At 61.1% G+C, this 24,879-nt stretch carries 25 protein-coding genes; 1 reads left to right on the top strand and 24 read right to left on the bottom strand.

Annotated features, from left to right (window positions below):
* Nucleotides 1-21: 21 nt before the first annotated feature.
* A complete protein-coding gene (locus R3F50_12065; GenBank protein ID MEZ5491037.1) occupies nt 22-669 on the bottom strand; it encodes a hypothetical protein in 648 nt (215 codons plus the stop codon).
* Nucleotides 666-1,175 (bottom strand): PilL N-terminal domain-containing protein, encoded by a 510-nt coding sequence (locus R3F50_12060; GenBank protein ID MEZ5491036.1) that lies wholly within the window; start codon nt 1,173-1,175, stop codon nt 666-668. The genes R3F50_12065 and R3F50_12060 overlap by 4 nt, the downstream gene beginning before the upstream one ends.
* A 344-nt stretch (nt 1,176-1,519) precedes the next feature.
* On the opposite strand from R3F50_12060, the gene R3F50_12055 reads away from it, so the two are divergent.
* Nucleotides 1,520-5,884 (top strand): hypothetical protein, encoded by a 4,365-nt coding sequence (locus tag R3F50_12055; protein ID MEZ5491035.1) that lies wholly within the window; start codon nt 1,520-1,522, stop codon nt 5,882-5,884.
* Between the two features lie 157 nt (nt 5,885-6,041).
* Here R3F50_12055 and R3F50_12050 read toward each other — a convergent pair whose 3' ends face one another.
* The 22 genes from R3F50_12050 to R3F50_11945 all read right to left on the bottom strand — a co-directional run bounded on the left by R3F50_12050 (nt 6,042) and on the right by R3F50_11945 (nt 24,783).
* A complete protein-coding gene (locus R3F50_12050; GenBank protein MEZ5491034.1) occupies nt 6,042-8,321 on the bottom strand; it encodes a helicase-related protein in 2,280 nt (759 codons plus the stop codon).
* Between the two features lie 79 nt (nt 8,322-8,400).
* Nucleotides 8,401-8,700, bottom strand: a complete 300-nt coding sequence (locus tag R3F50_12045; protein MEZ5491033.1) for a hypothetical protein — start codon at nt 8,698-8,700, stop codon at nt 8,401-8,403.
* Nucleotides 8,701-8,806: 106 nt separating this feature from the next.
* Nucleotides 8,807-9,916: a DUF6094 domain-containing protein gene (locus R3F50_12040; protein MEZ5491032.1), complete on the bottom strand. Its 1,110-nt coding sequence runs from the start codon at nt 9,914-9,916 to the stop codon at nt 8,807-8,809.
* A 67-nt stretch (nt 9,917-9,983) separates the two neighbouring features.
* Nucleotides 9,984-10,634 carry a hypothetical protein gene (locus R3F50_12035; GenBank protein MEZ5491031.1) on the bottom strand — a complete coding sequence of 217 codons (651 nt, stop codon included), beginning with the start codon at nt 10,632-10,634 and terminating at the stop codon, nt 9,984-9,986.
* 89 nt (nt 10,635-10,723) lie between these two features.
* Nucleotides 10,724-11,116: a hypothetical protein gene (locus tag R3F50_12030; GenBank protein MEZ5491030.1), complete on the bottom strand. Its 393-nt coding sequence runs from the start codon at nt 11,114-11,116 to the stop codon at nt 10,724-10,726.
* Nucleotides 11,117-11,205: 89 nt separating this feature from the next.
* The gene (locus R3F50_12025) at nt 11,206-11,817 is read right to left on the bottom strand and encodes a DUF3275 family protein (protein MEZ5491029.1); all 612 of its coding nucleotides are present in this window, start codon (nt 11,815-11,817) and stop codon (nt 11,206-11,208) included.
* A 65-nt stretch (nt 11,818-11,882) separates the two neighbouring features.
* Nucleotides 11,883-12,410, bottom strand: coding sequence for an STY4534 family ICE replication protein (locus R3F50_12020; GenBank protein ID MEZ5491028.1), 528 nt, complete (start codon nt 12,408-12,410; stop codon nt 11,883-11,885).
* Nucleotides 12,394-12,642 carry a hypothetical protein gene (locus R3F50_12015; GenBank protein ID MEZ5491027.1) on the bottom strand — a complete coding sequence of 83 codons (249 nt, stop codon included), beginning with the start codon at nt 12,640-12,642 and terminating at the stop codon, nt 12,394-12,396. The genes R3F50_12020 and R3F50_12015 overlap by 17 nt, the downstream gene beginning before the upstream one ends.
* A 114-nt stretch (nt 12,643-12,756) precedes the next feature.
* Nucleotides 12,757-13,470: an ABC transporter substrate-binding protein gene (locus R3F50_12010; protein MEZ5491026.1), complete on the bottom strand. Its 714-nt coding sequence runs from the start codon at nt 13,468-13,470 to the stop codon at nt 12,757-12,759.
* 78 nt (nt 13,471-13,548) lie between these two features.
* Nucleotides 13,549-13,941, bottom strand: coding sequence for a hypothetical protein (locus tag R3F50_12005; GenBank protein MEZ5491025.1), 393 nt, complete (start codon nt 13,939-13,941; stop codon nt 13,549-13,551).
* Nucleotides 13,942-13,966: 25 nt separating this feature from the next.
* Nucleotides 13,967-14,197 carry a hypothetical protein gene (locus R3F50_12000; protein MEZ5491024.1) on the bottom strand — a complete coding sequence of 77 codons (231 nt, stop codon included), beginning with the start codon at nt 14,195-14,197 and terminating at the stop codon, nt 13,967-13,969.
* Between the two features lie 749 nt (nt 14,198-14,946).
* Nucleotides 14,947-16,956: a DNA topoisomerase III gene (locus R3F50_11995; GenBank protein MEZ5491023.1), complete on the bottom strand. Its 2,010-nt coding sequence runs from the start codon at nt 16,954-16,956 to the stop codon at nt 14,947-14,949.
* Between the two features lie 271 nt (nt 16,957-17,227).
* Nucleotides 17,228-17,623 carry a single-stranded DNA-binding protein gene (locus R3F50_11990; GenBank protein ID MEZ5491022.1) on the bottom strand — a complete coding sequence of 132 codons (396 nt, stop codon included), beginning with the start codon at nt 17,621-17,623 and terminating at the stop codon, nt 17,228-17,230.
* Nucleotides 17,620-18,156, bottom strand: a complete 537-nt coding sequence (locus R3F50_11985) for a DUF3158 family protein (protein MEZ5491021.1) — start codon at nt 18,154-18,156, stop codon at nt 17,620-17,622. Before R3F50_11985 ends, R3F50_11990 begins: the two co-directional genes overlap by 4 nt.
* Nucleotides 18,153-18,938 carry a TIGR03761 family integrating conjugative element protein gene (locus tag R3F50_11980; protein ID MEZ5491020.1) on the bottom strand — a complete coding sequence of 262 codons (786 nt, stop codon included), beginning with the start codon at nt 18,936-18,938 and terminating at the stop codon, nt 18,153-18,155. Before R3F50_11980 ends, R3F50_11985 begins: the two co-directional genes overlap by 4 nt.
* 146 nt (nt 18,939-19,084) lie before the next feature.
* On the bottom strand, nt 19,085-20,284 hold the full coding sequence (locus tag R3F50_11975) for an STY4528 family pathogenicity island replication protein (GenBank protein MEZ5491019.1): 1,200 nt from the start codon (nt 20,282-20,284) through the stop codon (nt 19,085-19,087).
* A gap of 3 nt (nt 20,285-20,287) precedes the next feature.
* On the bottom strand, nt 20,288-20,848 hold the full coding sequence (locus R3F50_11970) for a DUF2857 domain-containing protein (GenBank protein ID MEZ5491018.1): 561 nt from the start codon (nt 20,846-20,848) through the stop codon (nt 20,288-20,290).
* A 16-nt stretch (nt 20,849-20,864) separates the two neighbouring features.
* The gene (locus tag R3F50_11965; protein MEZ5491017.1) at nt 20,865-22,589 is read right to left on the bottom strand and encodes a hypothetical protein; all 1,725 of its coding nucleotides are present in this window, start codon (nt 22,587-22,589) and stop codon (nt 20,865-20,867) included.
* On the bottom strand, nt 22,582-22,824 hold the full coding sequence (locus R3F50_11960; GenBank protein ID MEZ5491016.1) for a type II toxin-antitoxin system HicA family toxin: 243 nt from the start codon (nt 22,822-22,824) through the stop codon (nt 22,582-22,584). The genes R3F50_11965 and R3F50_11960 overlap by 8 nt, the downstream gene beginning before the upstream one ends.
* Nucleotides 22,821-23,672: a ParA family protein gene (locus R3F50_11955; GenBank protein ID MEZ5491015.1), complete on the bottom strand. Its 852-nt coding sequence runs from the start codon at nt 23,670-23,672 to the stop codon at nt 22,821-22,823. Before R3F50_11955 ends, R3F50_11960 begins: the two co-directional genes overlap by 4 nt.
* A 39-nt stretch (nt 23,673-23,711) precedes the next feature.
* Nucleotides 23,712-23,927, bottom strand: a complete 216-nt coding sequence (locus tag R3F50_11950) for an AlpA family transcriptional regulator (GenBank protein ID MEZ5491014.1) — start codon at nt 23,925-23,927, stop codon at nt 23,712-23,714.
* A gap of 109 nt (nt 23,928-24,036) precedes the next feature.
* Entirely contained in the window at nt 24,037-24,783 is a 747-nt protein-coding gene (locus tag R3F50_11945) for a hypothetical protein (protein MEZ5491013.1), read from the bottom strand.
* Between the last annotated feature and the right edge of the window lie 96 nt (nt 24,784-24,879).

Genomic DNA, 24,879 nt, shown 5'->3' with positions numbered 1-24,879 from the left:
ATAGGGCTTCACGGTGGCCTCCTATGGCACGGTCAATGGCTGCGCCTGGCCATCGACACGAAATACGGCGGTGTTGCCGTTGATCGCTTCAAGCAGCCATCCGCCCACGGTTTCGCCGGGGCGAACTACTCTGGTTTCGGCCAGCGATTGAGGATCGGTGGGCGCGATGGACAAAAAGCGCTCCCCGCCACGCAGCTCGATACTCAGCACCTGGAACGGAGGTTCAGTGACGATGGGTTTGGCTGGGGCCGGGCGTTGTACCGGTGGCGCAGCGGGAGGCGGCGTTCGGCGAGCCTGCTGCAAGCGCGCTTCGAACTGATCCAGGCGACTTTCCAGCGGTGCGATGTCGGCTATGTCGGCGTGGGTGGAAACCACCTGTTCCATGTCGGTGAGCCGGGCTTCCAGGGGCTGGTAGATCGCAGCAAGGTCAGCGGAGGTGATGGGCTCGGGTTGATCCAGTGCGTCTTCCACCCGCTGGGCCAACTCGCTCAGTCGGTGATCCAGCAGCGTGAGCCTAGGCTCCAGCGTGTTCGACTGGATGTCGTCGGTCAACCGAGACAGGGCGACATGATCGATGATAACGGCGGCGCTGATAAACAGTAGCCAAGCCATCGCGGCAGCCTTCAGCAACCGGCCACGATTGGAATGCGTGCCGAATTGAAGCGTCATGGCAATGCCTCCAGGCTCGGCGTGAAGCACACCTGCCGTGCTAGGTCGTCGACCTGCAGCTCCCAGGCCGGTCCGGCCAGGGTCAGCAAGGCGTCATGGAGGAACATCGGCCCAAGCTGCAGATGGGCTGCCGGCAGAGGCAGCTCGTAGAGTTCTGCCACTTCGGGATTGTCATCACACAGGGAATACCCTGAGCGTTGCAGCACATAGCGCAGACCATCTCCCACCGTCGCATGCAATGTTGCTGTCATGGATACATCGACCACTTGCAGCAGGAGGTTGTGCTGGGCCTCCTGGGGTGTCAGTTCCACCAGCGTGTATCGACCATAGCGGGCTACCGGTAACCAATCGCTTGGTACCGGGGGTATCTCAGTTTCGACCTCGGGGTCCACCGGGGAAGATGAAACGGTTGACGTGGCGCATCCCATGCTCAGGATGACGGGGATCAAAAGACCTGCCATGAAGGCTAGGCGCCTGATTGAGCTATGAAGGCGGATGGCTGGCATACGATGGTTCCCCGGCGTTGTGTGCTGCCAGCATCACAGGAGAAGGCCGCCGTATTCAGCGGAAAATGGGAACTGTCGCCCTACCGGATTCTGATAGGTTGAATCGGTAGAGCTACATTGCTAGCACCGATACATTCGGTCATGATAACCACCGTATTGATAAAGGTCCGCATTGAGCCTGGTTGGGAGGGAATAATATGCGTGCTTTTGACCCAAAGCGGCAGTCGACATATTGAAAAGTCGGGTTTCGACATTGAGCCCACTCCGGCAACTTGATCCTATACAACACGATCCGTTAGTTTGTTCAATTAGTTGCAGCGAATCCGAGTGACCGCGCAGACATAATGGCGAAACGCAAGAATAGAGACGATTTCACCGAGAGTACCAAGCTGAAGATCGCGAAGCGCGCGGGTTGGCTGTGCTCGTTTCCGACGTGTCGCTCGCCTACGGTTGGTGCAACGTCAGACGGTGAAGGCGAAATCAATATCGGCACGGCGGCCCACATCTGCGCAGCTGCGCCCGGTGGCCCGCGTTACGATGAGATGATGTCGTCGGAGGAACGCTCCTCGACGAGGAACGGCATCTGGATGTGCCGTGATCACGGTAAGGCCATCGACTCCCCCGATCCGGAGTTCACTGTCGAGCAGCTGCGCGAGTGGAAAAGGCAGGCGGAAATCGAGTCGTGGCGGCGCGTGCTGCGCAACGAAACGCCGCGCGAGCCAGCGGTTACCGCGGACATGAAGTTGGCGGCGCGTATTCGGATCGCCGCAGAAGCAGATCTCAAGGTCTTCCAACAGACCATGAAATGGCCGTCCACCTCAGTCGCTCTCACGTTGAAAGTAGATGGGTTTGATGACCCAGTGACGACAAGAGCGCTCGCGAGGGCGGTCATGTCGCTAGATGATTTGATCCTCGTCGCCGGACCCGGTATGGGCAAGACCACGACACTCTTCCAGATCGCCGAAGGCATGCTGGCCCACAGCAACGGCATGCCATTTGTCGTGCCTCTCGGCGATTGGGCGACGGATGGCGCGACGGTTCTGGAGTCGATCCTCAAGCGCCCGGCGTTCCGTGGAATCTCAGAAGATGACTTTCGCAATGCTGCTGCCCAGTCTGGGATCGTGCTGCTACTCGACGGCTGGAACGAGTTGGACGCGCAAGCGCGGGTCCGTGCGCGCGTGCAGATATCTAGGCTCAAGGCAGAGCTGCCCGAACTCGGCCTCGCTGTGGCGACACGCAGACAAGCCCTCGACGTTCCCTTCGCAGGTACACGCGTCGATCTCCTGTCGCTCAACGAAGAGCAACAAATGCAGATCGCGGTCGTGATGCGCGGCGACGCAGGAGAGAAGGCTTTGGATCATGCTTGGCGCACGCCGGGCGTGCGCGAGCTTGTGACGATTCCCCTCTATCTGACAGCTCTTCTATCGCTCCCTGAAAACGCCCCGTTCCCGACGACCAAAGAGGAGGTGCTACGGCACTTCGTATCTGCGCACGAAAATGACGCGAGCCGCGCGGAAGCGCTGCGCACCACCGTGCAAGGATTCCAGCAGGACTATCTCGACGGTCTTGCCGTCTTCGCCACGCGCACGGCGAACACGGCCATCGCCGAGAGTAACGCGCGGCGATCGATCTTCGAGACGGAGACCCTGCTGGCCGACAACGGGCAGATCACGATCAAGCCGCAGCCCGACACAGTGCTCGACGTGCTCCTCAGCAACCACGTGCTGATGCGTATGGGCGACACGCCCGGCTATTCATTCCAGCACCAGCAGTTTCAGGAATGGTATGCCTCTCACTCGGTCGAACGCCGGATCATCACCGAGGTCGCCGATCCCAAATCGCGTGAGGCATTGAAGACAGAGGTGTTCAACCTGCCAGCATGGGAAGAAGCCATCCTTTTTGCGGTCGAGCGTCTGGCACGCGGTGATGCGCACCAGCGGGCCGCGTGTGGCAAGGCAATCATCGCCGCGTTCGAAGTGGATCCCATCCTCGCCGCCGCGATGATCTTCCGTTCCACAGAAGAGGTGTGGACGCAGATCGCTGCGACCACTCAGGGGCTTATGGCGCGCTGGCACGCGCCTGGGAAAGTGGATCGCGCTTTCCGCTTCATGCTCACGTCGGGCCGTCCCGAATTCCTCGATGAGGTCTGGCCTCTCATCACCGACGAAAACGAGCAGATCAGCCTCAACGCGCTGCGCAATTGCAGGCGGTTCAGATCTTCAATCCTTGGAGGGGACGCCGAGAAGAAGATCAGGGCTCTGTCTCCGAAGGCACGAACGGTCTTGCTGTACGAGATGGCCTCAAACAGCGGCATGGACGGCCTAGATCTCGCGACCGCGATTGCGAAGAACGACCCCGACCCTGAAGTGCAGGCCTCTGTCGTCGATGCGCTGGCGTTCCGGCGCGCCGATCGCCATGTGGCGGAGGTATTGCGAGAAGCGGGCGACCAAACTTTTAATCTGGTTGCGCGCAAAGGCCTCGTCGACGAGGTGAAGGACGAACAGGTTCGAAACGGAATCGCAGCGGCGCAAGAGCGGCAGCAGGTGGAAAAAAACTCGGTCGTTGATCGGTTGCGTATGATTGTGTACGCGCGGAGCTCCGAGGACCATAGCGCGGAACTGTCCCACATTATCAGCACGATAGAAATCGAACAGCGGCAAGACGCCGGGGTACAACTCATCTATGAAGCGCGCAGCCGCTATCCGCGTGCGGTCGCGGACGGCCTGCTGGCCCGCGTACGCGCGGGCCGTACACTGTTCTATGGTGCCGACGATCTTCTGGCGTCCGCCGGGTTCACGCTGGAAGACGACGCGCTGCTTCAACTGGCGCTGGCCGATCCCGCCCGCCATGACGATCGCGCGGAAGCTGCCGCGTCAGTGCTTGGGCCGATGGCCATCGGCCGCCTAGTTGACACGTTGCTCGACATTGGATCGCGTCTGCAAGTAGACGGCAGATACGACCGTGCAGCGAGTGAGACTTATAGAGGACTGGAAACCCGCATCGCACATGTGCCGGGTCCAAGCCTTGTTGCCGCGGTTCTTTCGCGCTCGGCGCAGGCGGACAACGAAGAGGTAGCGCGGTTGGCGGATCTGCTCTCACGCCATCCCAACGGCGAGACCGATCGGGGCAGGCCGTTCGACGCGGACTCGGTTCTGGCTATTCAAAACCTAGTCGAAGACTGGGGCAACCGACTGCTCGCCTCGGGCGATGCGAAGCGCTGGCAGAAGGCCAACATCGCGACGCTTGCGAGCCGCGTGCCATCCGTGAATCTGCTGCCCATCTTGAAGCGGCTGCTGGACGACAATCTACAGAGCTACCGAGCTTTCCGGAGAGAAGCCGAAGCTGCCAGGTGGCGGCCGTGCGAGGCCGTGAATGAGGCTCGCATGCCAATGACACATGAGTATCAACGCGCATTCTTGGCGATAAAAACGTCGGAGACAGCCTCCATGATGCGGGACTATCTGGCGGACGAACATTTCGGTGCGCTCGCCGCACGGGTGCTTGCCGATCAGTGGCGAACCGTGAACGAACCACCGAAAGAAAAGCGCTTTCTCGGCGGCGTTGACTTCTCGGGTGTGAAGGAGAAACGCACGGCTCGCGCTACCAATCCTGACGAGACTTCGGCGGAAGCGGAAGTAATATTCGCCGCAATCGAGCGGCTGATCACGGAAGGCGCCACGAACGAGCAAAAGAAGCTTGCCGTAGAACTTGGCATCGTCGCCTCACAGCTGCCGCATGGAGGGCGTGATAGCACCATCCAGAGGCTCATCGTCCTCGCGCCGAGGCGAGCACGCGTCGATCTGCTCCTCAGCCTCGTACTTTCTGGCGAGGAAATCGACACAAAGGCTGTGGCCGATGGCATTGCCGAGACCTTCGAGGCGGCCAAGACTGAGGCATGGATACTGACGCAAGGCGAGGGCTATGAGCTAAAGGCGTGGTTGCGCCTCTTGCCGTTCGTGAACCACCCCGCAGAGGCGTTGGCCGTCGTTCGCGGCACGCCCCCCGCGCAACGTGAGCCGCGCTTTTTAGAGGAAATGGTAGGTGCCTTCGCCGATTCTCCTTCGAAGGAAGTCGAAGATGTCTTGTTCAAGCTCGCTGAAGAAGACGCACGCTTCTATGCAAACCATCACTGGCGAGCGACCGCCTTACGGCTTGGGACACGGTCTTCAGCGCGTCGCATCCTAGACCTGACCGCTCAGGGTGTTTTTGAAAGCAAGTCAGTGGATAACTGGCACTTGGTAAGGGAACTCGGGAGCTTGTTTGATGCTCACCCAGATTTGCGGGTGCATCTCTACAGCTTGTTGAAAGACGGGCCAATTTCGCCAGGACTTGAAACGCTTGCCCGCGCCGTCGCTGAAAACCCCGACGAAGAGGGACTGCTTTTGCTGGTCAGATTTGAAAACGATTACAAGCGTTCCTTTATCGACTGGCGAACCATCGAAAGAGCCATCACCGAACACGTACCGTGCGAAACTTGGAAAGGTGCGTACAACGTCGTGCCGATCCCTGCTGCCGAACTTCGCCGGAAGCTACTCGCTATGACCACAGACGGCAGCGGGTCAGACGTCGCTGCACGCTGTCTGAATCAAATTGACTCGATCAGGGATGAATACGGATCGCCCGAAGCCGAACCTCGCCATCCCGATCTTGCCTCTGGAAAGTCTTGGCCGATCATGATCCCTGACCCGCAGATGAATGAAGCAGAGTAAATCATAGCGCGCACACTGTTGGGACGGTTCGCGATTGGCCTGGAGCGATAACTCAGAAGCATCAGCAAAGTCTGCTGTTGACTGTGAAAGCAGTCATTCCAACTTTATCGATCAAAAAAGCGGCCTCCGAAGAGGCCGCCAAAGATCAAATTTTTGCTTAGTTCACCAACTGCCGCGCCAGCGCCACTTCCACCGAGTCGCCATCCTGATTCAGGACATCGAGCCCGGATTCCGGCACGTCTCCCGACGTGCTCTGTGACACGGTTATCTTCCTGGCCATCAGCCCCAGGCAGGTCATCTGCGAGGTCGCTGTATAGCCCAAGTAGATCACCTTGACTGGCTGCTTTTGGCCTATCCGCCAGGAACGGCGGGCGGCCTGTTGCAACGAGTAGACGTTGTAGCCCGACTGCATGAACACGATGGTCGGAAACTCCAACAGGTCCAGGCCGGTTTTCACCAGTTCCGGATTGGTGATGAGCACGTCGATGCCTCGATCGAGCTGCTCAGCGATCCAGTCTTCCCGGCGGGAGGCATCCACGCTCGCGCGCAGCACCGCCACCTTGAAGCCTTCTTGCTCAAGCAGCCCTTTCAGCCGTGACGTGGTGTCCCGCGTCCCGGTGTAGACGCTGTAGACCAAAGTCTTGCGACCGCCCGCCTTCTCCTCACGGCAGATATCGATCAGTTCCCGTTCCTTCGGCATGATCTCCAGGTCGGAGAACAGCGAAGGCGTGAACGCCAGCAGGTTGCGGGTTCGCGGGTGCTTGACCGTCTCCGCACGGAAGCAGGTGTCCGGCCAGGCCAGGAGCACGTTGAGCACTACACCCAACAGGGTCGTGTCGCGGCGCGCCAGGGCCTGCTTCAGCTCAGCGGTCAACTGCCCCGCCAAGCGTGAGTAGGCCTGCGCCTGCTCGTCGGCCATGGCCACTTCGCGGAACTCCTCGTCGTAGGGCGGCAGCACGTCGCCACCGATGTCCTTCAACTTGAGGAAGACTGTGAACGGCAAGACACAGCGCAGCACGCCCTTGGGACCGAAGCCTGGGGCCTTCACGGTTCGCACCGTGATCTTGCTGCCCTTCGCGGTCTTGTGGGCCGAGCCATTGCTCTCGGAGTAGATATCCTTGAGCACGCCGTGATCGCGCATGAACGCCATCGCGGCCGGCGTCAGGCTGCCTTGACTACTCGGTCGGTAGCCGTCTTCGATCATTCGTCCGGGCAAGGCGCGGAACAGAAGATAAAAGATGTCGTCGCCGTAGCCCCCCATCAGGGTGCCGGTGAGCAGCAGTGTCTTGCGCACCTTGGATGCCAATACGCCCATGGCTTGCCCCTGGGCAGAGCCCGCGTTCTTGTACTCGTGCGCCTCGTCGGCGATGAGCAGATCGAACGTGCCTTGCGGCAGATAGCGTTTCACGAACTCCGACGGCTGGTAACCGCCTTCACCAAAGCCAAACTCCATCGAGGCCATGGCGCGTTCCATGCGCTGGGCCTGGCGGTCGGAAAACACCAACTCGCCGTCGTCACCCATCAGGTTGATGAATTCATACAGGTTATCGCCCAGCATGGAGGCCAGGAACGATTCGCCGAACCTCTTCATCAGTTTCTGGGCGGTGACTTCACCGATGGTGGGAATACGCTTGAGGGCCTTGAGTACGGCATGCGACTGGTCGTTGGCCGACAGGCTCCGGGGACGGATCAGCGTCCACAGCGCCGAGGCGCAGTGGCTGCATTTGCGACGGGATTCCTCCGCTTCGAGTTCGACCGGATTGATCGGCTCGCCGTCGAGATCGGTAATGACCTGACCACACTGCGGGCAGGCCCCCACGTCGCCGTGACGAGTACGACGGCTCACGAACACCGGCTTCCAGTGAAAGCCCATGCGCATGCGCACGCGACCAAGGACGAAGAACTCCGGCCCTTGGGACGGCACACCCAACTGCTCGCGCAGCTTGATGAGCTTGACCAGGGTATCCGGGCCATTGAGCACCCAGACCTTTGCGCCAGCCATCGTCTCCTGGATTTCCCGCCGCCACTTGTAGACCAGGTGGGGTGGCGAGAGCACCAGGGTTCGACGATAGCCTTCGGCTTTGAGCACGGCGGCCGTGGCAATGCCAACGGTCGTCTTGCCGCAGCCCATCTCGCCGTTGACGATCGCCGCGCGTTCGCCACGATCGACCAGCAGCTCGGTGATGGCGTGGACGACATCGGCTTGGGCGGGGAACAACTGCCGCTTCAAGCCGGCCAGGGTGGCCTGGCGATGCGCCCTTGCCTGACCGGTATAGACCGGCGGGTTGGCGTGGTTGAGGGAGTCGAGCAGCTCGTCACCGAATTCGGACACGAAGTCCTGCAGACTGATGTCGAGCGGGGATGAGGCATTGTCGAGCAGGTCGCCCTGCGCGGCGGTTTCAGAACAAATGTTTTCAGAACAAGTATCGAGGGACATGATGATGCTCCAGATAAAATTGGGGCATGCACCTCCCCCGATGGGGCGATGGCATGCCCCAGGGTTGGGAGAAAGTGGATCAGTACTCGTCAGGCAACAACAGCGTGGTCACGCTGCGGTTCCATTCGGTAATGATCCAGATCTTCAAGGCCGGTGTGACCTGGAAGGACGAGAACAGCCGATCTCCGTGCTTGAGTGCGGCGTCGTTGGTACGCCGATCCTCATCGCAGAGGTCGCCCCAGTCGCCATTCAGATGGCGCTGGAGATAGGGTCCGGGGTTGAATACCCCCCGTTGAATCAGGTCGTCGATGCCTTGGGTCATGACGACTTGGCCGGCCTTGAAGCGTGGTTGAGACAATGTAATGAGTGCCATGGTGATTACCTCTCAGAATGACGGGGCCACGGCACCCCACTGGGGTGACTGGACCCCGGTGGGTGAATGAAACAGATGGATGAAATGACGGCGAACCGTCTGTGAAACGCGATCAGCGGATGGTCAGCACCTGCCCCTGCGTTGAGGAGCCGGGTGTCATGTCCCAGGCGCGGATCACGGGGACGAAGCGGTCGGTGAGGATGCGCGTCTCGGCGACCGAGCCGTCATCCCGTTCCCGATACTCCGTGGCTAAGGATTTCTCCTTGTGAGTATCGCCCTTGACCACCAGCACCTTGCCGGTTCTGGAGGTCACGACACCGGAAATCGCACCGGCCGCGAGAGCCAGGGCGAGGTGCCAGTGCGACAGGGCTCGCGCCGGAGGCCGTGGAACTTGATGTACGGCACCCAGGTGCGTATCGAGCGACGGCCACAGCCCTTGCAGGCGCTGCACTTCGTCGGCGAACTGCTCAGGTTCGAGCGTGACACGATAAAAGTGCTCCGGCTCGCCGGACGATGCCGGCACGCTGTAGGGCTGAAACGGCCAGACATCGGGCAGTTCCTCGGCGTTGACATCACCTTGACCGATCTGCAGCAACAGGCTGCGTGCGGTCTTGGCTTTGTCGGCGTTCTGCTCGCGCTGCCGAATGCGCCGACCGAAGATCACCACCTGCTTGAATTGCGTATCCACCGCGCGGTAGATGCGCAGGTCGGCAAAATGGCGCGTCAGCCAGCCCACCAGTTCGGCGTCGAGCACGTAGCCGGGGATGATGAACACCAGCACGCCACCGTACTGCAACAGCGGCAGGCTGCGCTGATAGAACAGCTTCTCCAGCCTGGCGCGGCCCTTGCCTTGATAGCCGATGTTGCCATCGATACCACGGCTCAGGTCGCCATAGGGCGGGTTGAGCCACAGCAGTCCGAAGGACTGCCGTGAGATCAGCGAATCCATCAGATCGCCGTACAGACAACGATCGACCAGCTTGCGCGCATGGTCGGCGCGCTCTGCGTCGTACTCGACGGCGAAGGCCTTCACCTGCTCGCGCCCGAGGGCATGGGCGGCTTCGGCAATCGCCACGCCTTCGCCGGCGCAGGGATCGAGGATGCACAGGGAACCGGGTGACGGCGCCAATGCGGACAGGGCTCTTTCCAACGTGGGTTCGTCCGTCGGGAAGTAGCCGTTTTTGATGAAATTGCGGGCAAGCCGCGGGAACATGAGAGCCATGAATTTCTCCTGTCGGATAGTGGGAAAAGGATTGGGCATGCATTTGCATGCCCGGTGTGGGAGCGGTTCAGGCCACCCGCCGTAGCGGTTTGCCAGCATCCAGCTCGTCTTTCGCAACACCCAGCGTGCCGCTGCGGATCAGATCGCCCAGCGCCGTGGTCAGCGCCGAGATATCCAGGGCCAGCCGGTGGCCTTCCAGTCGCCCGAGAGCGAATGGCAGGCGCGTCAGCATCTCCTGTGACTGCAACAATGCCAGCACGGCATCGCGCCAGTGATCGAGCAGGGGCAATGGGCAGGTCTCCCGTACCAGCGCCCACAGGCGCCCGGTGTGGTCGGACCTATCCCTGGGCAACAGGGCCAGTGCGCTGGCATTGGCCTTGTCCGGCTTCACGCAGCGTGTATCGAACAACCATAAATGCACCATGGAGCCGAACAGGGTTCGTCTGAAGGCGCGGGTGGACCGTTTTTCCAGGTGATCGGCGTTGCCGACGAAGATCGGCACCAATACATCCTGCTCGGTGATTAGATGGAGTCGCTCCAGTCCTTGCTCCGTACGACTGAGAGTCAGTCGGGCTAGAAACTCCTGAACGGCAGTGTCGCGCGCCCAGATGGACAGAAAGACCAGGTTGCCGTTTTCATCGGCGACGCAGCCATCGGCCATCAGGTCGGGGCATTCGTCGATCCGAAACAACGGTTGAGTGGATAATGGTGTGGGCATGTGGATGTCCTCTTGATTTGATAAAGAGGCACTCATGCCCATCGGGGCGAACGAGTGCCCCTTGGGATGGATGAAGGTCGGTGGAACGGTCAGTTCGTCATTGCCACCGGATTGTTGCGGGCATTTCGCCGCGCGTGATAGTCCCGGACGCCTTCACGCCACTCTCGACATTGCTCGGGCGCCATGTCGAGATAGCGCACGGGGCACGAGTAGTAGTACGGGTGCATGGACTCCTCCAGGGGTTTGTGGCCCCATTCGCCACCAGAACCCTGCAGCAAGTCGCAGCGGATGAATGATGTAGTCTCTCCGATGTCGAGACCGAAGATACCGGCTTGCTTGGCGGTGATGCGCACCACTGACCACAGCACATTGCCACGCAGGGCATGGGCAATGACGTCGTAGTACGCACGTTCGCCTTCTTGCGGTTGGATCAGTTCCTGGATGAGTTGAGCGCGGGTTTGCCGCGAGTAGTACCAGCCCATGGGAGTTCTCCTGTGAAAAAATGCCAGAGTCCTCCCCAACGGGGCGTGACCCCGGCAGGTGGTGGGAAGTCGCGCGAGGCGACGGTTGATCAGGCGGTGAGCCGGTGCCAGTCCTGGGACAGGGGCGCGAACTCGTAACCCAGGGCGCCGAGGCGGTCGCGTTGCTGGCGCAACAGCCGACGATCGACGGTGGCATCCAGTTTCACGACATCGCCCAAGGGCCAGAGTGGGCCGAAGAGTGTGACGTCATCGTCCTGAGAATCCGGCTTGGCCGGCTTGCTGGGCACGGCTGCACCGAACGGTGTGGTGTCGACCAGAGGGTCGTTCGCCTCCCTGTCATCCTCTGCTTCGGCGGGAGCCGTTGCAGCAGGCACAGGGGCTTGCGCTTCCTCGTCGATAGGATCGACTTCCTGCGGACTCAGCCGGTTGGCTTCGTCACTGCTCAGGGGGTCGATAGTCGACAGGGTCATCCCGCCCAGGTGGGCGCGGATCTCGATGACCATGCGGCCGCTGGTGTTGTACGTGGACGGACGAATCTCGGTGATGACGAAATCGCCCTCGTACTTACCCTCGCGGTACTGATCAAGCTCGGCATTCTTGATGACAAATTCGCCGATGGCGGTGGCGAGGCGGCCAACATTGAAGTCGCCGTTCCTGCCGTGGATGGTTCTGATGGCCAACTGGCCTGAGATAGTGATCATGGTTCAGTTCCTCGTGCTGAAGTTTGAGATAGGAAAGCAAGGCCCCGGTTGGGGCCTTGTGTGGCTCAAAACGACTCGGCCGGTACAGGTGCGCCATCGCCGGTTTCGGAAGTCACCGTTTCGGACACGGAAGCATCCTGAGCAGTGGCTTCTGCCGGCACGGATGGCGTGCCGTCATGCGCCGTTCCTTCAGCGGCCTTGGGTTCGGCCTTGTAGACGAGTTGACCGTCGACCTTGATCCAACTGACGAAGAGCAGTCGTGCCTTGAGGCTGACTCCCTGTTCACCGGCACGCTTCCCCTTGCTGTAGGTGAAGGTGTCGGCCCACAGGTCACCCAGGCGGAAGCCGATCAGTACTTTGCGTTCGGCCTCGACGGCCTGCTGGCAACGACGGATCAGATGCTGGGCCTCGCTGCCGGAAACGCGCACGTCGAAACGGCGGTATTCCGGTGAATCGCTCGGACCATTCAGCGCTGCAATGTCGCAGGCAAGAAAGGCATCACCTTTACGGGGCGTCACTTCGCGAATGCGATTGAGATAACCCAGGCCGGTGATATGCAGGTCGAAATAGGACTTATCAGATGAAGGGTTCATGGTGAATCTCCAGATGTAATGAATAAACAAGCGGAGACACACCCACCCTGGCGGGGAGGTATAACCCCCGCGCGGGTCGATGGATCGGATGATCCTGGTAGTGCTGTGCATCCACCATCCCAAGGGATGGCCGTTCGCGCTGGGGATGCTGAGGCGAACTGGTTGGGTCACGCGGTCGGAACCGCGCCGTAGCCTTGAAGACCGTGGCTACCTGGGCATGTCGCTGACGCATCAGCGGAACATGCGGGCAGGGTGGCACCGCAACGTGTCGGTCGGCGACCTTCAATAGGAATTTGCGCGCTCCCCAATTGTTCGCAAAAAAAGAGCCCCAATCGGGGCTCAGGCATCAGTTGTCGAAAGTCGGCAACCCTTCCAGGAATGCCGCATTGGGATCGAAGATCAGGATGCGCACGTCTGCCTGGGCGGCAAGCTGCATCACGGTGATCAGGGGCTGTGGCACACAGGCATTCACCAACTCGTCATGCAGAGACTGTGCATCCCGACCCTCGACGAAGGTGAGGTTGTCGTCTACCCAAGGGGTGGCGATCAACTTCACCCCCACTGCGTCACTGTCGGGGATACGAAAGGCCTCGAACAGCAGACCAGTAGGCGTGGAAGCACTGGCCAAGTCTTCGAGATACTGAAGCGCCTCCTCGGGCAAGTGTCCGGAACTGATCTCCCAACACCGGCTGTAGTGGCCGGTTTCGAATGTCAATCGTCGCACGACTTCCAGGGCGGCTTCGTGGCTGTATATATCACCCACATGAACGGGTGTACCGCCATCATCCGCCATGACGGCATGGACGACGGTCTGCACCACGCCAAGGCTGGGACAACGAGCGTCGAGCTCACTGGCAACGTCCTGGCCTTCGGTGATCACAGTAAAGTCATCACAAAAGACGCATTCGAAGCGAGTGATTTGCTCATCTGTCAGATGAGCCTGTGAAGTATGCAGTGGAAGATAGGTCAGCGGGCAATCATCCTCATAGCGGATAGCCAGCAAGCGTTGAATGGACAGGCCTCGATAGCCTCGGATAAAGGGATTGTTTAAGGGGATCATGGGTGTTCTCCAGTAGAGGAAAGGTGGAGCCGATCCCCCACTGGGGATCAGACCCCAGGGGTTGAAGAAAATAGGCTGTTACCAGCCGGTATAGTTGAGGATCAGGTCGGCAATGACCTGACGCCGTTCCAGGTCCAGGCCACCAAGGTCAGACAGACCGTGGACGCCAACCCGCTTGAGCAGCGCACCGCCAATCTCGGCGTTGTAGAAGCTAACCATGGCGGCCAGAAAGACCCGTTCGCCGGAACTCATCACGCCAATGGCTTGATCGATGACCTCCAGATTCGGGCACAAATCCCACTTGTCCTCGGCCTGGTCGACATGGTCCTTGGTGCCCTTGCCAAACAGAGCGGGATTGAGCAGTTGGACACCGCGTTTCCAAGCCTGGAAGAAAGCCTCGGGCGCCTGTGTGAAATGTCGATCATTGAGGGCAATCTGTTCCAGCATTGCCTGTTTGTTCATCGTGTTCATTGCAAGTGCTCCTGATCGTTGAGACTCATGGGTGCGTCCGCTGTGTCCATGCGCCGGTTTTCAGGGCATGGCTGGCGGCGTCGTGAGTGGGGAAGTATTCGACGGACTCGCGCGAGACGGGGCCGTCATCGAAGGTGCCGAGGTAGTACCCGGCGGCACAGCGCAGCACCTGCAGAGGCAGGCGCTTGCCCGCGTAAACCAATGCCATGGAGCCGGCCTCGGCGACCGGTCTGGCGGTGACTGGATAGATGGACATGGAACTCTCCATTGAGTGATGGGAAGCGCCACATCCCAGCGGGACATGGGATTCCCGTGGGGTGGATGAAGCATCGTCGCCCTGACAGGGCGATCGTCCGCGGGACGATGCGTGGCGGACTGGTCCGGTCGTCCTTGAACCACCAGGATGCAGCCTTGAAGACCGGGGCTGCCTGGGCATGGTGCTGACGAAGATCAGCAACTCATTGGGTCAAGGTTCCAAAGTCTTGCGGGTGTTGGCGAGGGAGAATCCGTTATTGAATTCGCCCTGTTTGGCAGGGCAAGTGGCAAGTAATGGTGGCCACGGGAAAAGCAGCCGAAGGCAGATGCCTTCGGCGTGGATGAGGTCACCACCCGTGGGCTGCACAGGGCCCGGTCGTCGTCAGAACCTGGCACTGTTCCAGCAAGCACACCCGGCCCGTGTCGTGGCTGGGGCCGGCATCCTCTGGCACACATCCGCGCACAAAGGGAGCCCGTTGTTTCGCCGGTGGGCGCCGGCGCCGAATACCGCTGACCCCGGAGGGTCTCCTGACGGCTCGCGCGAGCAGGCACAAGGCGTCAGGAGACCCTTCGCGAGCAGCGAAGCATTGACGAAGGGAAGATCCCTCGGGTCATGGGATCGATGAACATTGGCCTTCTCGCCGGCGGCCAAAACCGCCAGGCGCGCACACCGAGATAGAAGGTAAGGCGTGCTGGGGCACCGCGCGGGGTGCGGGCGTTCGCGTGAAGCCAGTTGATCCGGGAAAACAGTCATGCCGTTCTGGAGGATGAGCGCTTGCGCTTACGTCCGCGACGGCCTTTGCCGGTCGATTTGATGGGCAGGGTGCCCTTGCAATCCGGATACCGGCTGCATGACCAGAAGGCACCGTTCTTGCCGTGTCGTTGGCGCGTGGCTGCCCCGCATTGCGGGCAGGCTGGCCCTTGCGGCTGGGCGATCGTCAGGGCGGCTCCCCGGTACTGCTGCACCAGTTGCGCCACCCAGGCCGATTGCTTGTCGATAAAGCCGTCCAGCGTCATCTGGCCCGCCTCGATCCTATCCAGGGCCTGCTCCCAGATGGCGGTCGTACCGGGATCGGCGATCGCGCCGGGCACGGCATCGATCAACGTGCAAGCCGCCTCGGTCGCGCGGATCGCCTTGCCTTTCCTGGCAATGTAGCCGCGCGCCAGCAGGCCATTGATGATGCCGGCACGTGTGGCTTCGGTGCCGATCCCCGTGGTTTCCTTCAGTGTCTGCTTGAGCCGAGGGTCGGTCACCAGCTTGGCCACGCCTTTCATAGCCTTGATCAGTTCACCCTGCGTATAGGGCCGGGGTGGCTTGGTTTTAAGCGCCTTCAGCTCGACCTGTTCCAGTGAGCAGGTCGCATCGGTTGCAAGCGGGGGCAGTCGCTGACTCTGCGCGTCACTCGGTTCCACCTCCTGTTCATTACGGGGCATCACGCGGTGCCAACCGGGTTCGACCACCTGTTTGCCCACGGCCTGTAGCGACTGCCCGGTGGCTGCGAACTGGGCATGGGTCCGGTCGAACTCATGATGCGGCAGGAACTGCGCCAGGTAGTGCGCCCGGATGAGTCGGTAGACCGCCAGTTCCTTCGCCGACATGGCACTGACGTTGGCTGGCTCCAGGGTCGGAATGATGCCATGGTGGGCTGTCACCTTGCCGTCGTTCCAGGCGCGGGAGCGGATGCTTCGGTCCAGACCGTCGATCAAGGGGCGCAAGGCCGGGTCAGAAGCCGCCAGGGCGTCGAGGACGGTGGGGACTTCCGCCAGCATGCTTTCGGGCAGGTAGCCCGAATCACTTCGCGGATAGGTCGTCGCCTTGTGCGTCTCGTACAGGGCCTGGGCGATGTCCAGGGTCTCCTGCACGTCCAGTCCGAACTGCCGGGAACACATCTCCTGCAAGGTGCCAAGGTCGAACGGCAGTGGCGGCGCTTCACGCACGCGCTCCGTATCCACCTGGGTCACGGTGGCGTCACGGGCCTTGCGTAGCGCATCGGCGGCGCTTCGGGCCACGGATGCCTGCAGGCACCGGCCCGCATCGTCCGTGCTGCCGTCAGGCGGCAACCAGCTCGCCTTGAAGGATTGGCCTGCGTGGGTGAGGACCGCCTCGATGTCCCAATAGGGCACGGCAACGAACCGTTCGATGGCCCGGTCGCGATCCACCACCAGCTTCAGGGTGGGCGTCTGCACACGGCCCACCGAGAGCACGCCGCCGTAGCCCGACTGCTGGCCCAGCAGGGTGAACAGGCGGCTCAGATTCATGCCGATCAACCAGTCCGCCCGTGATCGTGCCAGGGCCGAGTGGTACAGCGGCAGGGTTTCCGTTCCCGGCTTGAGGGCATCCAGCGCCTTGCGAATGGAGGTGTCGTTCAGTGCCGACAGCCAGAGCCGCCGAATCGGCCCGCGGTAGCCGCACAGGTCGAGGATCTCGCGAGCGATCATCTCGCCTTCGCGATCAGCGTCAGTGGCGATCACCAGGTCGTTCGCCTGGCCGATGAGTCGCTTGACGATGTGGAACTGCGCCTTGGTCGAGGCCTTGACCTCGTTGCGCCAGCGCTCGGGAATAATGGGCAACTGCTCGATCGACCAGCGCTTGTACTGATCGCCATAGGCTTCCGGGGGAGCGGTTTTGAGCAGGTGGCCGATGCACCAGGTCACCGTGATGCCTGATGCAGAGTAACAACCGTTACCGCGTTGCCGGGCACCCAGCACGCGGGCGATATCCTTGCCCTGCGAGGGCTTCTCGCACAGATAGACCCGCATGCTGTTTCTCCTTGGGTGTCATGGGTTGGCCCAGTGATCGACGTGGCTACAGCATGGCGGTCGGTGAATGGTGTAGCTGCACATAACCCGATCTTGCTGGGTTCCGGGTTTTGGCCTGGCATGATGGGTGACATGCGGGGTGGCATGAGGGGCAACATGCAGGGTGGGAAGAGTGGACGTTGATGGGCTTCGGTGGCGCTATACCAGTGGTATAACCGTCGCTGGCGCAAAGTGAGCGGCTGAAGGTTGGTGCAGCCGCTCACGGCCTTGCTCACTCGTCAGCAGGTGGCTCACTGTCGGGCTCCCTGGGCACCAGGGTCACGCGCTCGATGCGATACGGCAGGATACCGACCCGGCGTGCCTCGATTTTGAAGGTCACGCGCTCGTTCTCCTCGGCGTCCTCCCACTCGTCGCGTACCGTCCGGCCTTCCACCAGTACGCGCATACCCTTCTGGTACAGCGTCTGCCAGTGTTCGGCGTCGCGGTGCCACAGCTCCACCGGTGCCCAGAAACCGCCGCGGTCCTCATACCCATCCTTGGTAGGAATGGGATTGTCGAAATACACGTTCAGTCGCAGCAGCCGACGGGGTTCATCATTGCCGTTGTTGAAAGCCCGGTATTCTGGCGCAGAGCCGATATTGCCCTCGCCGTAGAAGTGTGTGCTCATGGGTTTGACTCCTTGGTGGTGGCGTGCCCCTGGGTACGCCGGTGATAGGCCGCTTCGGCCTGGGCCATCTTGCCGGCGCAGTCCAGGGCCTGGCGGGCAATGCTGTGGGTGAGGCTGATCTGCATGTTCAGGGCAATGCGCTGCAGCTCCATGGCGTACAGGTCGTCGATCAGCGAGACGGGGGTCGCAGGGGCGGCGATCAGTCCCTCCCACAGGGCGACGCCCATGGATGACCGGTCGAGGTTGCGCCAGCGCAGGAAGGTGGTCCCGGCGCCAGTGGTCTGCTGGGCCAGTTGCACGCCAAGCAGGTTGAATGGCACCTGACGGGCTTGGGGCAGCACGTGCCGCAGCGCCAAGCTGATCAGGTCGTCGCGCAGCCCGATGCATTGGTTGGCCCAGTCCTCCAGACTCCCCTTACCCTTAAATGGTTTTAAAAGGCCTTTTAGGTAGGCAGCGTGTTCCAGGCGCTGGAAGTCCGGCTGTTCCAGGGGCGCAAAGCGCCGCGACGTACCAAGACGTGTTGACTCAGTCATGCTGGCGCCTCCTCGTCTGGCGATACGCTGTCGTCAGCTTCGTCGTCATCCCCGGCCTTGTCGGCTGGCGCATCACTGGGAGATGCTGGCTTGGCCGAGGTATCTCGCGACGATCGGCGGTTGATCGGCGGCGCGAAGCGCGAACGGCGGGTGCCTTCGAGTACGTCCTGGGGCAAGTCTCCAAACTTGTCCCGTGCCGTCCGCGCCACCGCGTTGTTGGCCGCAAAGTCGTCCCGGCAGGTGCCGGAATAGCGGTACTGCTGGGCCAGCGAGAACAGGCTGCGCAGGGCATGCGCCCCATCGTTGAGCCAGCGTTCCAGGGTGCTGCGATCGATCAACGCGGTGTGATGCGCCAGGATCAGGCGGCGTGCCAGCTCGTCGTAGTCGGCGAGCAGATAGACCGCCATGAAGCCGAGCTGGGCATTGACAAACAGGGGCAGCTTGATGGGCTGGACGTTGAGGTTGTCCCCCAGGCTGAGGGCCGCCGGTACATCCGCCAGGGCCTGGTCCACCTGTTCGCGCAGGGCCTGCAGTCGTGTCCGGGTGTCGTTGATCTTCTCCTCGACCCGCAGCATCCACCAGTCCGAGTAGGGGTCGTCCTGTTCAGCCCCGCGCTTGAGCTTGTTCATGATCGACAGGAAGGCGTTGAGGCCGATGATGCCCGGCTTGCCTTCCGAGGCGGCGCGCCCATGCCAGATGCGGGAGGCGTGGTGGGTGTGCAGCGTCAGCGCCATCGCGCTGCGCAGCGATCCGAGGTTCAGTTGCAGAGATTCGTTGGCCATGTCAGCGACTCGCTGTGAAGAATCGAGCCGCCAGCATCGACAAAGTCCGGAAGGCAGTCAGTAAACAAACCGCACTCACACACTGCCTGTTTCCGGAAGGAGACTGCGATAGCCGTCGATAGCCTTATGCCACTGGCATAATTCCATCAAGTACTGCGGAACATCGCTTGAAGGCAGGCGATATGGGCCTTCGCCTGTTCCGGGTCCACTGGTTGAGCTGGGCGTTCAGTCTCGGTGTCTATCCGATGTGCTGGCGTCGGCGGTGGATCTTTCCTGGACGGGCCGACACCGGCCCACGCATGGAACTCTCCCCGGATGGCCCGCTGGATGATGCCAAACAGGTAGTTGGCTGGCTTTTGCACGTGACTGTCACAACAGCGAACGTCCCATTCGTCTAGCACGGCCTGTTGCAGTTCGCTGTCGACCTTCCTGAGTGCGAGTAATGCCCCGGCTTGCTGCTCGTCATCGAGGCGATGAAAACGCGGTGGCAGGTCCAGATATTCCAACTCGCGCAGTACAGTACGTACTTTATTATTTTTAATACTTCTTTTACGTACTGTACTGTCATTCTTCGGAATCGGAAGCGTGCCGTCTGACGGGGCTTTGCGCCCTGATTCCGATTCGGAAAGCGGCTCGTCGTAATGCCGTAGAAGGCCTTGGGCGCTTTCTACGGTTTTAGGGTTATCCACAGGCTCTTGATCACTGATATTGGCGTCCCAGTTCTGCTCGGCCAGCCGCTGCGCCATCACCTGCAGACGTGACGGCAGTGTCCGACCGCTGACCATCGGGTCCTCGGTGATTTCCCTGAGCGTATGGACACCGACGACCCGCACCGCTTTCGCCGAGTGTGTCAGTGCCTGGCTGACCAGCCCCAGGTATTCGGTGTCGAGCTGCATGGCCTCGAAGGGGGACAGCGGTTCGTCATGCAGCACGTAGAGGTTGCCCTGGATGCGTCCGGAACGGGCGTCCCGTCGTCGCCGCACCAGGCTAAGCCATCGGGTCAATCGCAACTGGGTCAGTGCACGGGCCACGGTTTCGTGGGATGCCTTGGCCGTACATGGCATCGATGCCAGGTAGGGTCGCAGGCGCTCGTAGGTGGGAAAGGCGGTCACGCCATCATCGTTCAGCAGCAGGCGAAACACCTGCCAGGCATTGCGCTCCAGGGGTGTCAGGCGGCGATCGAGGAACAGTCCCCTGGGAACACTCTCGTGACGGTTACCGCTGAACAGGAAGCCATCCTGTGGGGTGGATTCCTCCGAGGAGGGTTTCAGGTGTTGGGTGGCTTCATCGAGGAGCGCCGCCAGCGAGACGGGGCCTTTGGGTCGGCCGGGATCGTCGGTGGCCATGGCTTACACCAGGCCCTGATCGATCCAGCCATGGATGGTTAACCACAAAACGGAGGCTGGCAAGTCGAGGTCCTCGGCCAGATCCAGGGTGAGTTCCAGCATCGCCATAGAGTCATCGAGCGCGATGCCACGCTGCTTGACCTCGGGCTCCCAGCGCCGCCACAGCTCAGTGTCCTGTGCCTCATTCAGCTCTGGATGACGGCCCTTGCGCTTGGGCAGGCCGAGAATGTCGCGGCGCAAGGCCACTTCCTGATGCGTCAGCCCGTAGAACTTGCTCACCATCTCGGTGCTGGCGCCCAGGCGCAGCATACGATCGACGGCGGCTATCTCCTTTTCGACATCCGCCACTTGGCGCAGCAGGCGTTGCAGCACGTCGCGGTTCACGGTCACCGAGCACCAGGGCACGGTGGCATTGATCAGTACGCTGACCAGTGCCGGATGTTTCAGGGCGCCCAGTTCCTCCTCGCCGAAACCCATGGCCTTGCAGCGACGCAACTGACCGTTGCGCAGATCGTGCAACGCCTGTGCGATCACAGCTTGGTTGAGTGGATGCGGTACCGACATGCTGCCTCCCGAAACCCTATGAACCGGGGGGCGTCGTGGTGTCCGCCCCGGTGCCCGATTCCAGTTCCACCAGGCGGCGCGATAGCCGCAACAGGCGAAACAGCTTGACCAGACCGTTGTCGCTCAGGCGCGAGACCTGACCGCTGCCGGTGCCCTGTCGCCCTTGCAGCAGTGGCCCCAGAGAATCCAGCAACCGTAGATTGTCGAGATCGCCAAGGGGGGAGCTCGATGACTGGTATCCCGTACTGAGTGCATGGAGCAGGGTGAGAACGGCCCGGCCGATCATCGGTACCACGCGGCCATCGGTGGCGAGTATGCTCATGTCGCAGATGAAACCGATGCCTGTATCGATCGGCTGAATGTGTTCGGCTTGGCCCGCCTCGTCCGCGATTTCACCGGCGAACTGCGCGATATGCACCCGCAGGCTGTCCGGTGCATCCAGTCCGGGCTCGATGTGCCAGACATCCGTGATGGGGTAGAGACCGCCCGCCTGCACGGGGATGGCCTTCAGCACGTTCGATGCGAAGTCCTCCAGTGCGTCGCCCGTCCTGTCGGCGACCAGGCGTTGGATGTCCTGCAACCGATCGGTCGTTGTCGCCGGCGAGACGATGTTCCCCGCGAGTCGTTCGTTCCGATCCTCATCCGGCGGTTCGGTGTTGTCAGTGGAGGCCGGGGATCGAGCGGGCTCCCGGGCCGGAGGTGCATCTTCCAGGGAGGGTTTTGAAACCGGCGCTGAAGTACGTGATGTGTCGGCCGGAGAGGAAGGCGGCTGGTGCGTTCTCTCGGGGCTGACGGGAGGCGGTGGTGCCTCGACCAGCGCTGGAGGGTGTTGGATCGGATCGCTGGTCAGGAAGCGGTGACGGCTTTCGGGCTCCGTGATGTCCAGCGTTAAGGTGTCGTAGTCGACGTCAAGCAACTCCGCCATCTGCCCGATCAATTCGTCCTGTACGCGCCCGACCGAGAAATCATCGGCTGCGTGGTCGAATGACGCCAGCACGTCGTGGAACAGAGCTGGAAAGTCGATGCCCGAAGGCCGGTCCCCGCAACGGGCGTCCCAGGCTCTTGCGCTGGATTTGCGTAACGCCGACAAACGTTCGATCTGCGGTCGGCCGAGGCCGCCGTAGAGCACGGTCGGCATGGCGGGAAGCAGATAGGTGACGGCATCCTGCATGCGGCTGATGTGCGGCTGGGCGATGGGGTAACCATCGGCAGTGAGGCGTCGCGCCAACTCGGTTTGTGTCAACGTCTCGCCCGATTCGATCTCGTACAGCTCCCGGGCCTTCTCGATACCAAGAGCACGTTCGATGAACGTCAGTCCGCCATGCAGTTCGTTCTCGGCCAGATGGCCGGTCAGGGCGACGATCTCGCCCCGCTCCGACCACGGGCGGAACAGGCAGGGAATACGGAAGAAGCGTTCTTCCTTGGTTTCCGTCCATAGCTCTCGCAGGATGGCCAGTCGTGTGTTGCCCCCGTTGCGGATGATGTAATGTGGCTCACCGGGCCGACGAGTGATGGCTGGCGGCGAATCGAGTCCGCGTTCGCGGATCGAGTCCTTGATCTCGTCGTATAGGGGGTTGCGTGTCACACGCGGATTGAGGTCATACGGCTGCAGCTGGTCCAGCGTCACCGTCATGGCTGTGTCGGCGATGGGGTCGCTCAATGCCTCAGCCTCTGGGCCGCTGCGCTGGAACTGGTCGGCCAGTAGCTTGTCAGCCATGTCCTTGGGGGTCAGGTCAGCCATCGTTGCCCCCCTCCTTGGCAGCCGCTCGCGCCTGTCGCCGCATGCGTGCGAGGGCATTGCGCGTGGACCGATGGTCACTGGGTGTCGAGCCCGTGTAGATCGCGGGTAGTCCGGGCTTGGTGAATCGCAGATGGCCCCCAGCGGTGCGAGTGACTTCCCAGCCTTCGTTCAGGGCAAACTCGATCAGTGGCTTGAGGCGCTTGTAACCCCGCGCCGGAATGGGGAAGCGGTTCATGTGCCAACCCTCTGATGCGCACCAGCTCGCAACTGGTTGAATACTGATTCCCAGGCGGGAAACAACTCGCAGGCCAGTGTGCGCATGGTGTCGAAGGCAGCCGGCGTGACTCGCCCTTTGGGGCGGCGGTACTCCACCCGGTGAACGGGCTGGGCCTGGGTCGAGGCACGGGGGTAGGCTTCGATGGCCGGGATGCGGGTATCGAGCACGACGATGCCTGGCTCAGTGGCAAACAGGTCGTGCAGCGCCTCCTGGATCAGCCGCGCATTGGCGGAGACCGAGTGAACTCGGTTGATGAGCAGTTGCAGCGGCGGCGGTTCGATGCCAAGACGCCGGTAGGGCGCGATGTCCTGCATCAATTGCAGGGTGCCACGGCGGAATTCCCGTGCTGCCAGAATCTCGGGCGTGACCGGAGAGAGGGCAAGGTCGGAGGCCAGTACCGCCATCTCCAGCAGGACGCTGCGTGCGCCCTGGGTATCGATCAGCAGCAGGTCATAGTGGGGGCGGAACGCAGGTAGCAGATTGCGCAGCCGCAGCCGACCGTCGGGCGCATGCAACAACAGGGTATTCAGTTGTCCCTTGTCGTCATTGGACAGTATCAGGTCCAAGCCGTCGATGACGGTGTGCGATATCAGGCGGGCATGATCCTGCTCATTGAAGGCCAGCAGCTCATAGATGCCACCCGGCGCATGGGAATGCAGCGTGAAATAGCTGGACAGGGTGGGCTGCACGTCCAAGTCGAGCAACAGGACGCGCAGCCCCGCATCGGCCGCGATGCCGCCCAGGTTGGCGGCCGTGGTGGTCTTGCCCACGCCGCCTTTGGTCGAAATGATGGATACCACCTGCATGTGTTTCCTCCTCGAATGGATTAGTCCGAAAAGGAAACGTCAGGTACGCTCGTTGAGGCGGTCTTCGATCCACTGGTCGATTTCGGCAGCGTCCCAGCCCACGGCGCGCACACCAAGGCGCAGCGCCTTGGGAAATTTGCCCGCTTTCATCAGGTTGTAAATGTGCGCGCGCTTGAAGCCGGTCTTGGCTTCAACCTCGGCACGGCGCAAGATGCGGCGTTCGACCGGTTGTGTCGGGAGAGATTGTGAGGACATATTGAGCACTCCTGGACGCTCGTTAGCGTGTTGAGGAACGTGCTCGCCATTTCATGCCCTGACGGTACGCATTGCACTGCAATTGCAGAAGACGGGCCTGCAATTGCAGTCAGTATGGATCGGTATTGATATGTTGTTTGGCAGCCTTGAACTTCGACCACAAGGTTCTTTCGCTGAGCCCTGGACGGCCTGGGTAGTAGGCCAGCAATGTGCTTATTATGGAATCAGTGGTGTTAAATGAAGAGTAGCGCTTGCCGCTAGGAGATTGACCAAGCAGCAACGTCAACAGACCGCCGACGATGCTGAGATAGGTGGCCTCGCTTCTGGTCGAAATATCACGCTCAGCCGCTTCCTGATTTTTGCTCTGTTCGCTCAGTAGGCGATGTTTATCCTGCAGGATCTGTAAACTTTGTTCCATGTCGGCAATCCTCAGTTTCAGCGCTTCACGATCGGCCAGCAAGACTTGCATGGTGTCCGCGCTGATAGCGGGGTGCAGTTGTCGCTCCATATCGTCGAACAGAAATTCAGGTTTTTGATCGGGATAGAATTGGGACATCCAGGCTTTGAGATCGACATGGCGAATGGTGAGATCAGGGTCGTCGAGTAGTGCTGGATCGTCGCGAGTAACGCCGCCTTTTCCGTAATGCAGTTCACCGTTTCTGAGGCCATCCAGGATGCGTTCGATGTTGAGCTTGAGCCCCGGCCACCTTGGGAAATCATTTGGGCCTGGCACGCACTTCCCGGCGAATTCACGAAGAATCCTGGCTTCAACCCGCATCAAGCTGCTCCACCGAATCGCGGCTTCGATTGGTCGATAAAAGATTTTGGTATGCTGAGTGTCATTGTTCTTGCCCATTGTTCGTTCCAGCCACCTGGCCCTCCTGGCAAAGTGTTAGCGACAGTTCCCCAAGCCAGTAGAGGAGGTACCTTCCTCACTGGACAGCAGTTCACA

This window comes from Gammaproteobacteria bacterium (assembly GCA_041395725.1).
In the GTDB taxonomy this organism is placed as follows: domain Bacteria; phylum Pseudomonadota; class Gammaproteobacteria; order Pseudomonadales; family Pseudohongiellaceae; genus NORP240.
This window is presented reverse-complemented; position numbering and strand designations above follow the sequence as displayed.

Excerpts from the sequence above, each read along its gene's own strand:
- R3F50_12065 (MEZ5491037.1), bottom strand. The coding sequence starts at position 669 with ATGACGCTTCAATTCGGCACGCATTCCAATCGTGGCCGGTTGCTGAAG.
- R3F50_12060 (MEZ5491036.1), bottom strand. The coding sequence starts at position 1,175 with ATGCCAGCCATCCGCCTTCATAGCTCAATCAGGCGCCTAGCCTTCATG.
- R3F50_12055 (MEZ5491035.1), top strand. The coding sequence starts at position 1,520 with ATGGCGAAACGCAAGAATAGAGACGATTTCACCGAGAGTACCAAGCTG.
- R3F50_12050 (MEZ5491034.1), bottom strand. The coding sequence starts at position 8,321 with ATGTCCCTCGATACTTGTTCTGAAAACATTTGTTCTGAAACCGCCGCG.
- R3F50_12040 (MEZ5491032.1), bottom strand. The coding sequence starts at position 9,916 with ATGGCTCTCATGTTCCCGCGGCTTGCCCGCAATTTCATCAAAAACGGC.
- R3F50_12035 (MEZ5491031.1), bottom strand. The coding sequence starts at position 10,634 with ATGCCCACACCATTATCCACTCAACCGTTGTTTCGGATCGACGAATGC.
- R3F50_12030 (MEZ5491030.1), bottom strand. The coding sequence starts at position 11,116 with ATGGGCTGGTACTACTCGCGGCAAACCCGCGCTCAACTCATCCAGGAA.
- R3F50_12025 (MEZ5491029.1), bottom strand. The coding sequence starts at position 11,817 with ATGATCACTATCTCAGGCCAGTTGGCCATCAGAACCATCCACGGCAGG.
- R3F50_12020 (MEZ5491028.1), bottom strand. The coding sequence starts at position 12,410 with ATGAACCCTTCATCTGATAAGTCCTATTTCGACCTGCATATCACCGGC.
- R3F50_12015 (MEZ5491027.1), bottom strand. The coding sequence starts at position 12,642 with ATGCGTCAGCGACATGCCCAGGTAGCCACGGTCTTCAAGGCTACGGCG.
- R3F50_12010 (MEZ5491026.1), bottom strand. The coding sequence starts at position 13,470 with ATGATCCCCTTAAACAATCCCTTTATCCGAGGCTATCGAGGCCTGTCC.
- R3F50_12005 (MEZ5491025.1), bottom strand. The coding sequence starts at position 13,941 with ATGAACACGATGAACAAACAGGCAATGCTGGAACAGATTGCCCTCAAT.
- R3F50_12000 (MEZ5491024.1), bottom strand. The coding sequence starts at position 14,197 with ATGTCCATCTATCCAGTCACCGCCAGACCGGTCGCCGAGGCCGGCTCC.
- R3F50_11995 (MEZ5491023.1), bottom strand. The coding sequence starts at position 16,956 with ATGCGGGTCTATCTGTGCGAGAAGCCCTCGCAGGGCAAGGATATCGCC.
- R3F50_11990 (MEZ5491022.1), bottom strand. The coding sequence starts at position 17,623 with ATGAGCACACACTTCTACGGCGAGGGCAATATCGGCTCTGCGCCAGAA.
- R3F50_11985 (MEZ5491021.1), bottom strand. The coding sequence starts at position 18,156 with ATGACTGAGTCAACACGTCTTGGTACGTCGCGGCGCTTTGCGCCCCTG.
- R3F50_11980 (MEZ5491020.1), bottom strand. The coding sequence starts at position 18,938 with ATGGCCAACGAATCTCTGCAACTGAACCTCGGATCGCTGCGCAGCGCG.
- R3F50_11975 (MEZ5491019.1), bottom strand. The coding sequence starts at position 20,284 with ATGGCCACCGACGATCCCGGCCGACCCAAAGGCCCCGTCTCGCTGGCG.
- R3F50_11970 (MEZ5491018.1), bottom strand. The coding sequence starts at position 20,848 with ATGTCGGTACCGCATCCACTCAACCAAGCTGTGATCGCACAGGCGTTG.
- R3F50_11965 (MEZ5491017.1), bottom strand. The coding sequence starts at position 22,589 with ATGGCTGACCTGACCCCCAAGGACATGGCTGACAAGCTACTGGCCGAC.
- R3F50_11960 (MEZ5491016.1), bottom strand. The coding sequence starts at position 22,824 with ATGAACCGCTTCCCCATTCCGGCGCGGGGTTACAAGCGCCTCAAGCCA.
- R3F50_11955 (MEZ5491015.1), bottom strand. The coding sequence starts at position 23,672 with ATGCAGGTGGTATCCATCATTTCGACCAAAGGCGGCGTGGGCAAGACC.
- R3F50_11950 (MEZ5491014.1), bottom strand. The coding sequence starts at position 23,927 with ATGTCCTCACAATCTCTCCCGACACAACCGGTCGAACGCCGCATCTTG.
- R3F50_11945 (MEZ5491013.1), bottom strand. The coding sequence starts at position 24,783 with ATGGGCAAGAACAATGACACTCAGCATACCAAAATCTTTTATCGACCA.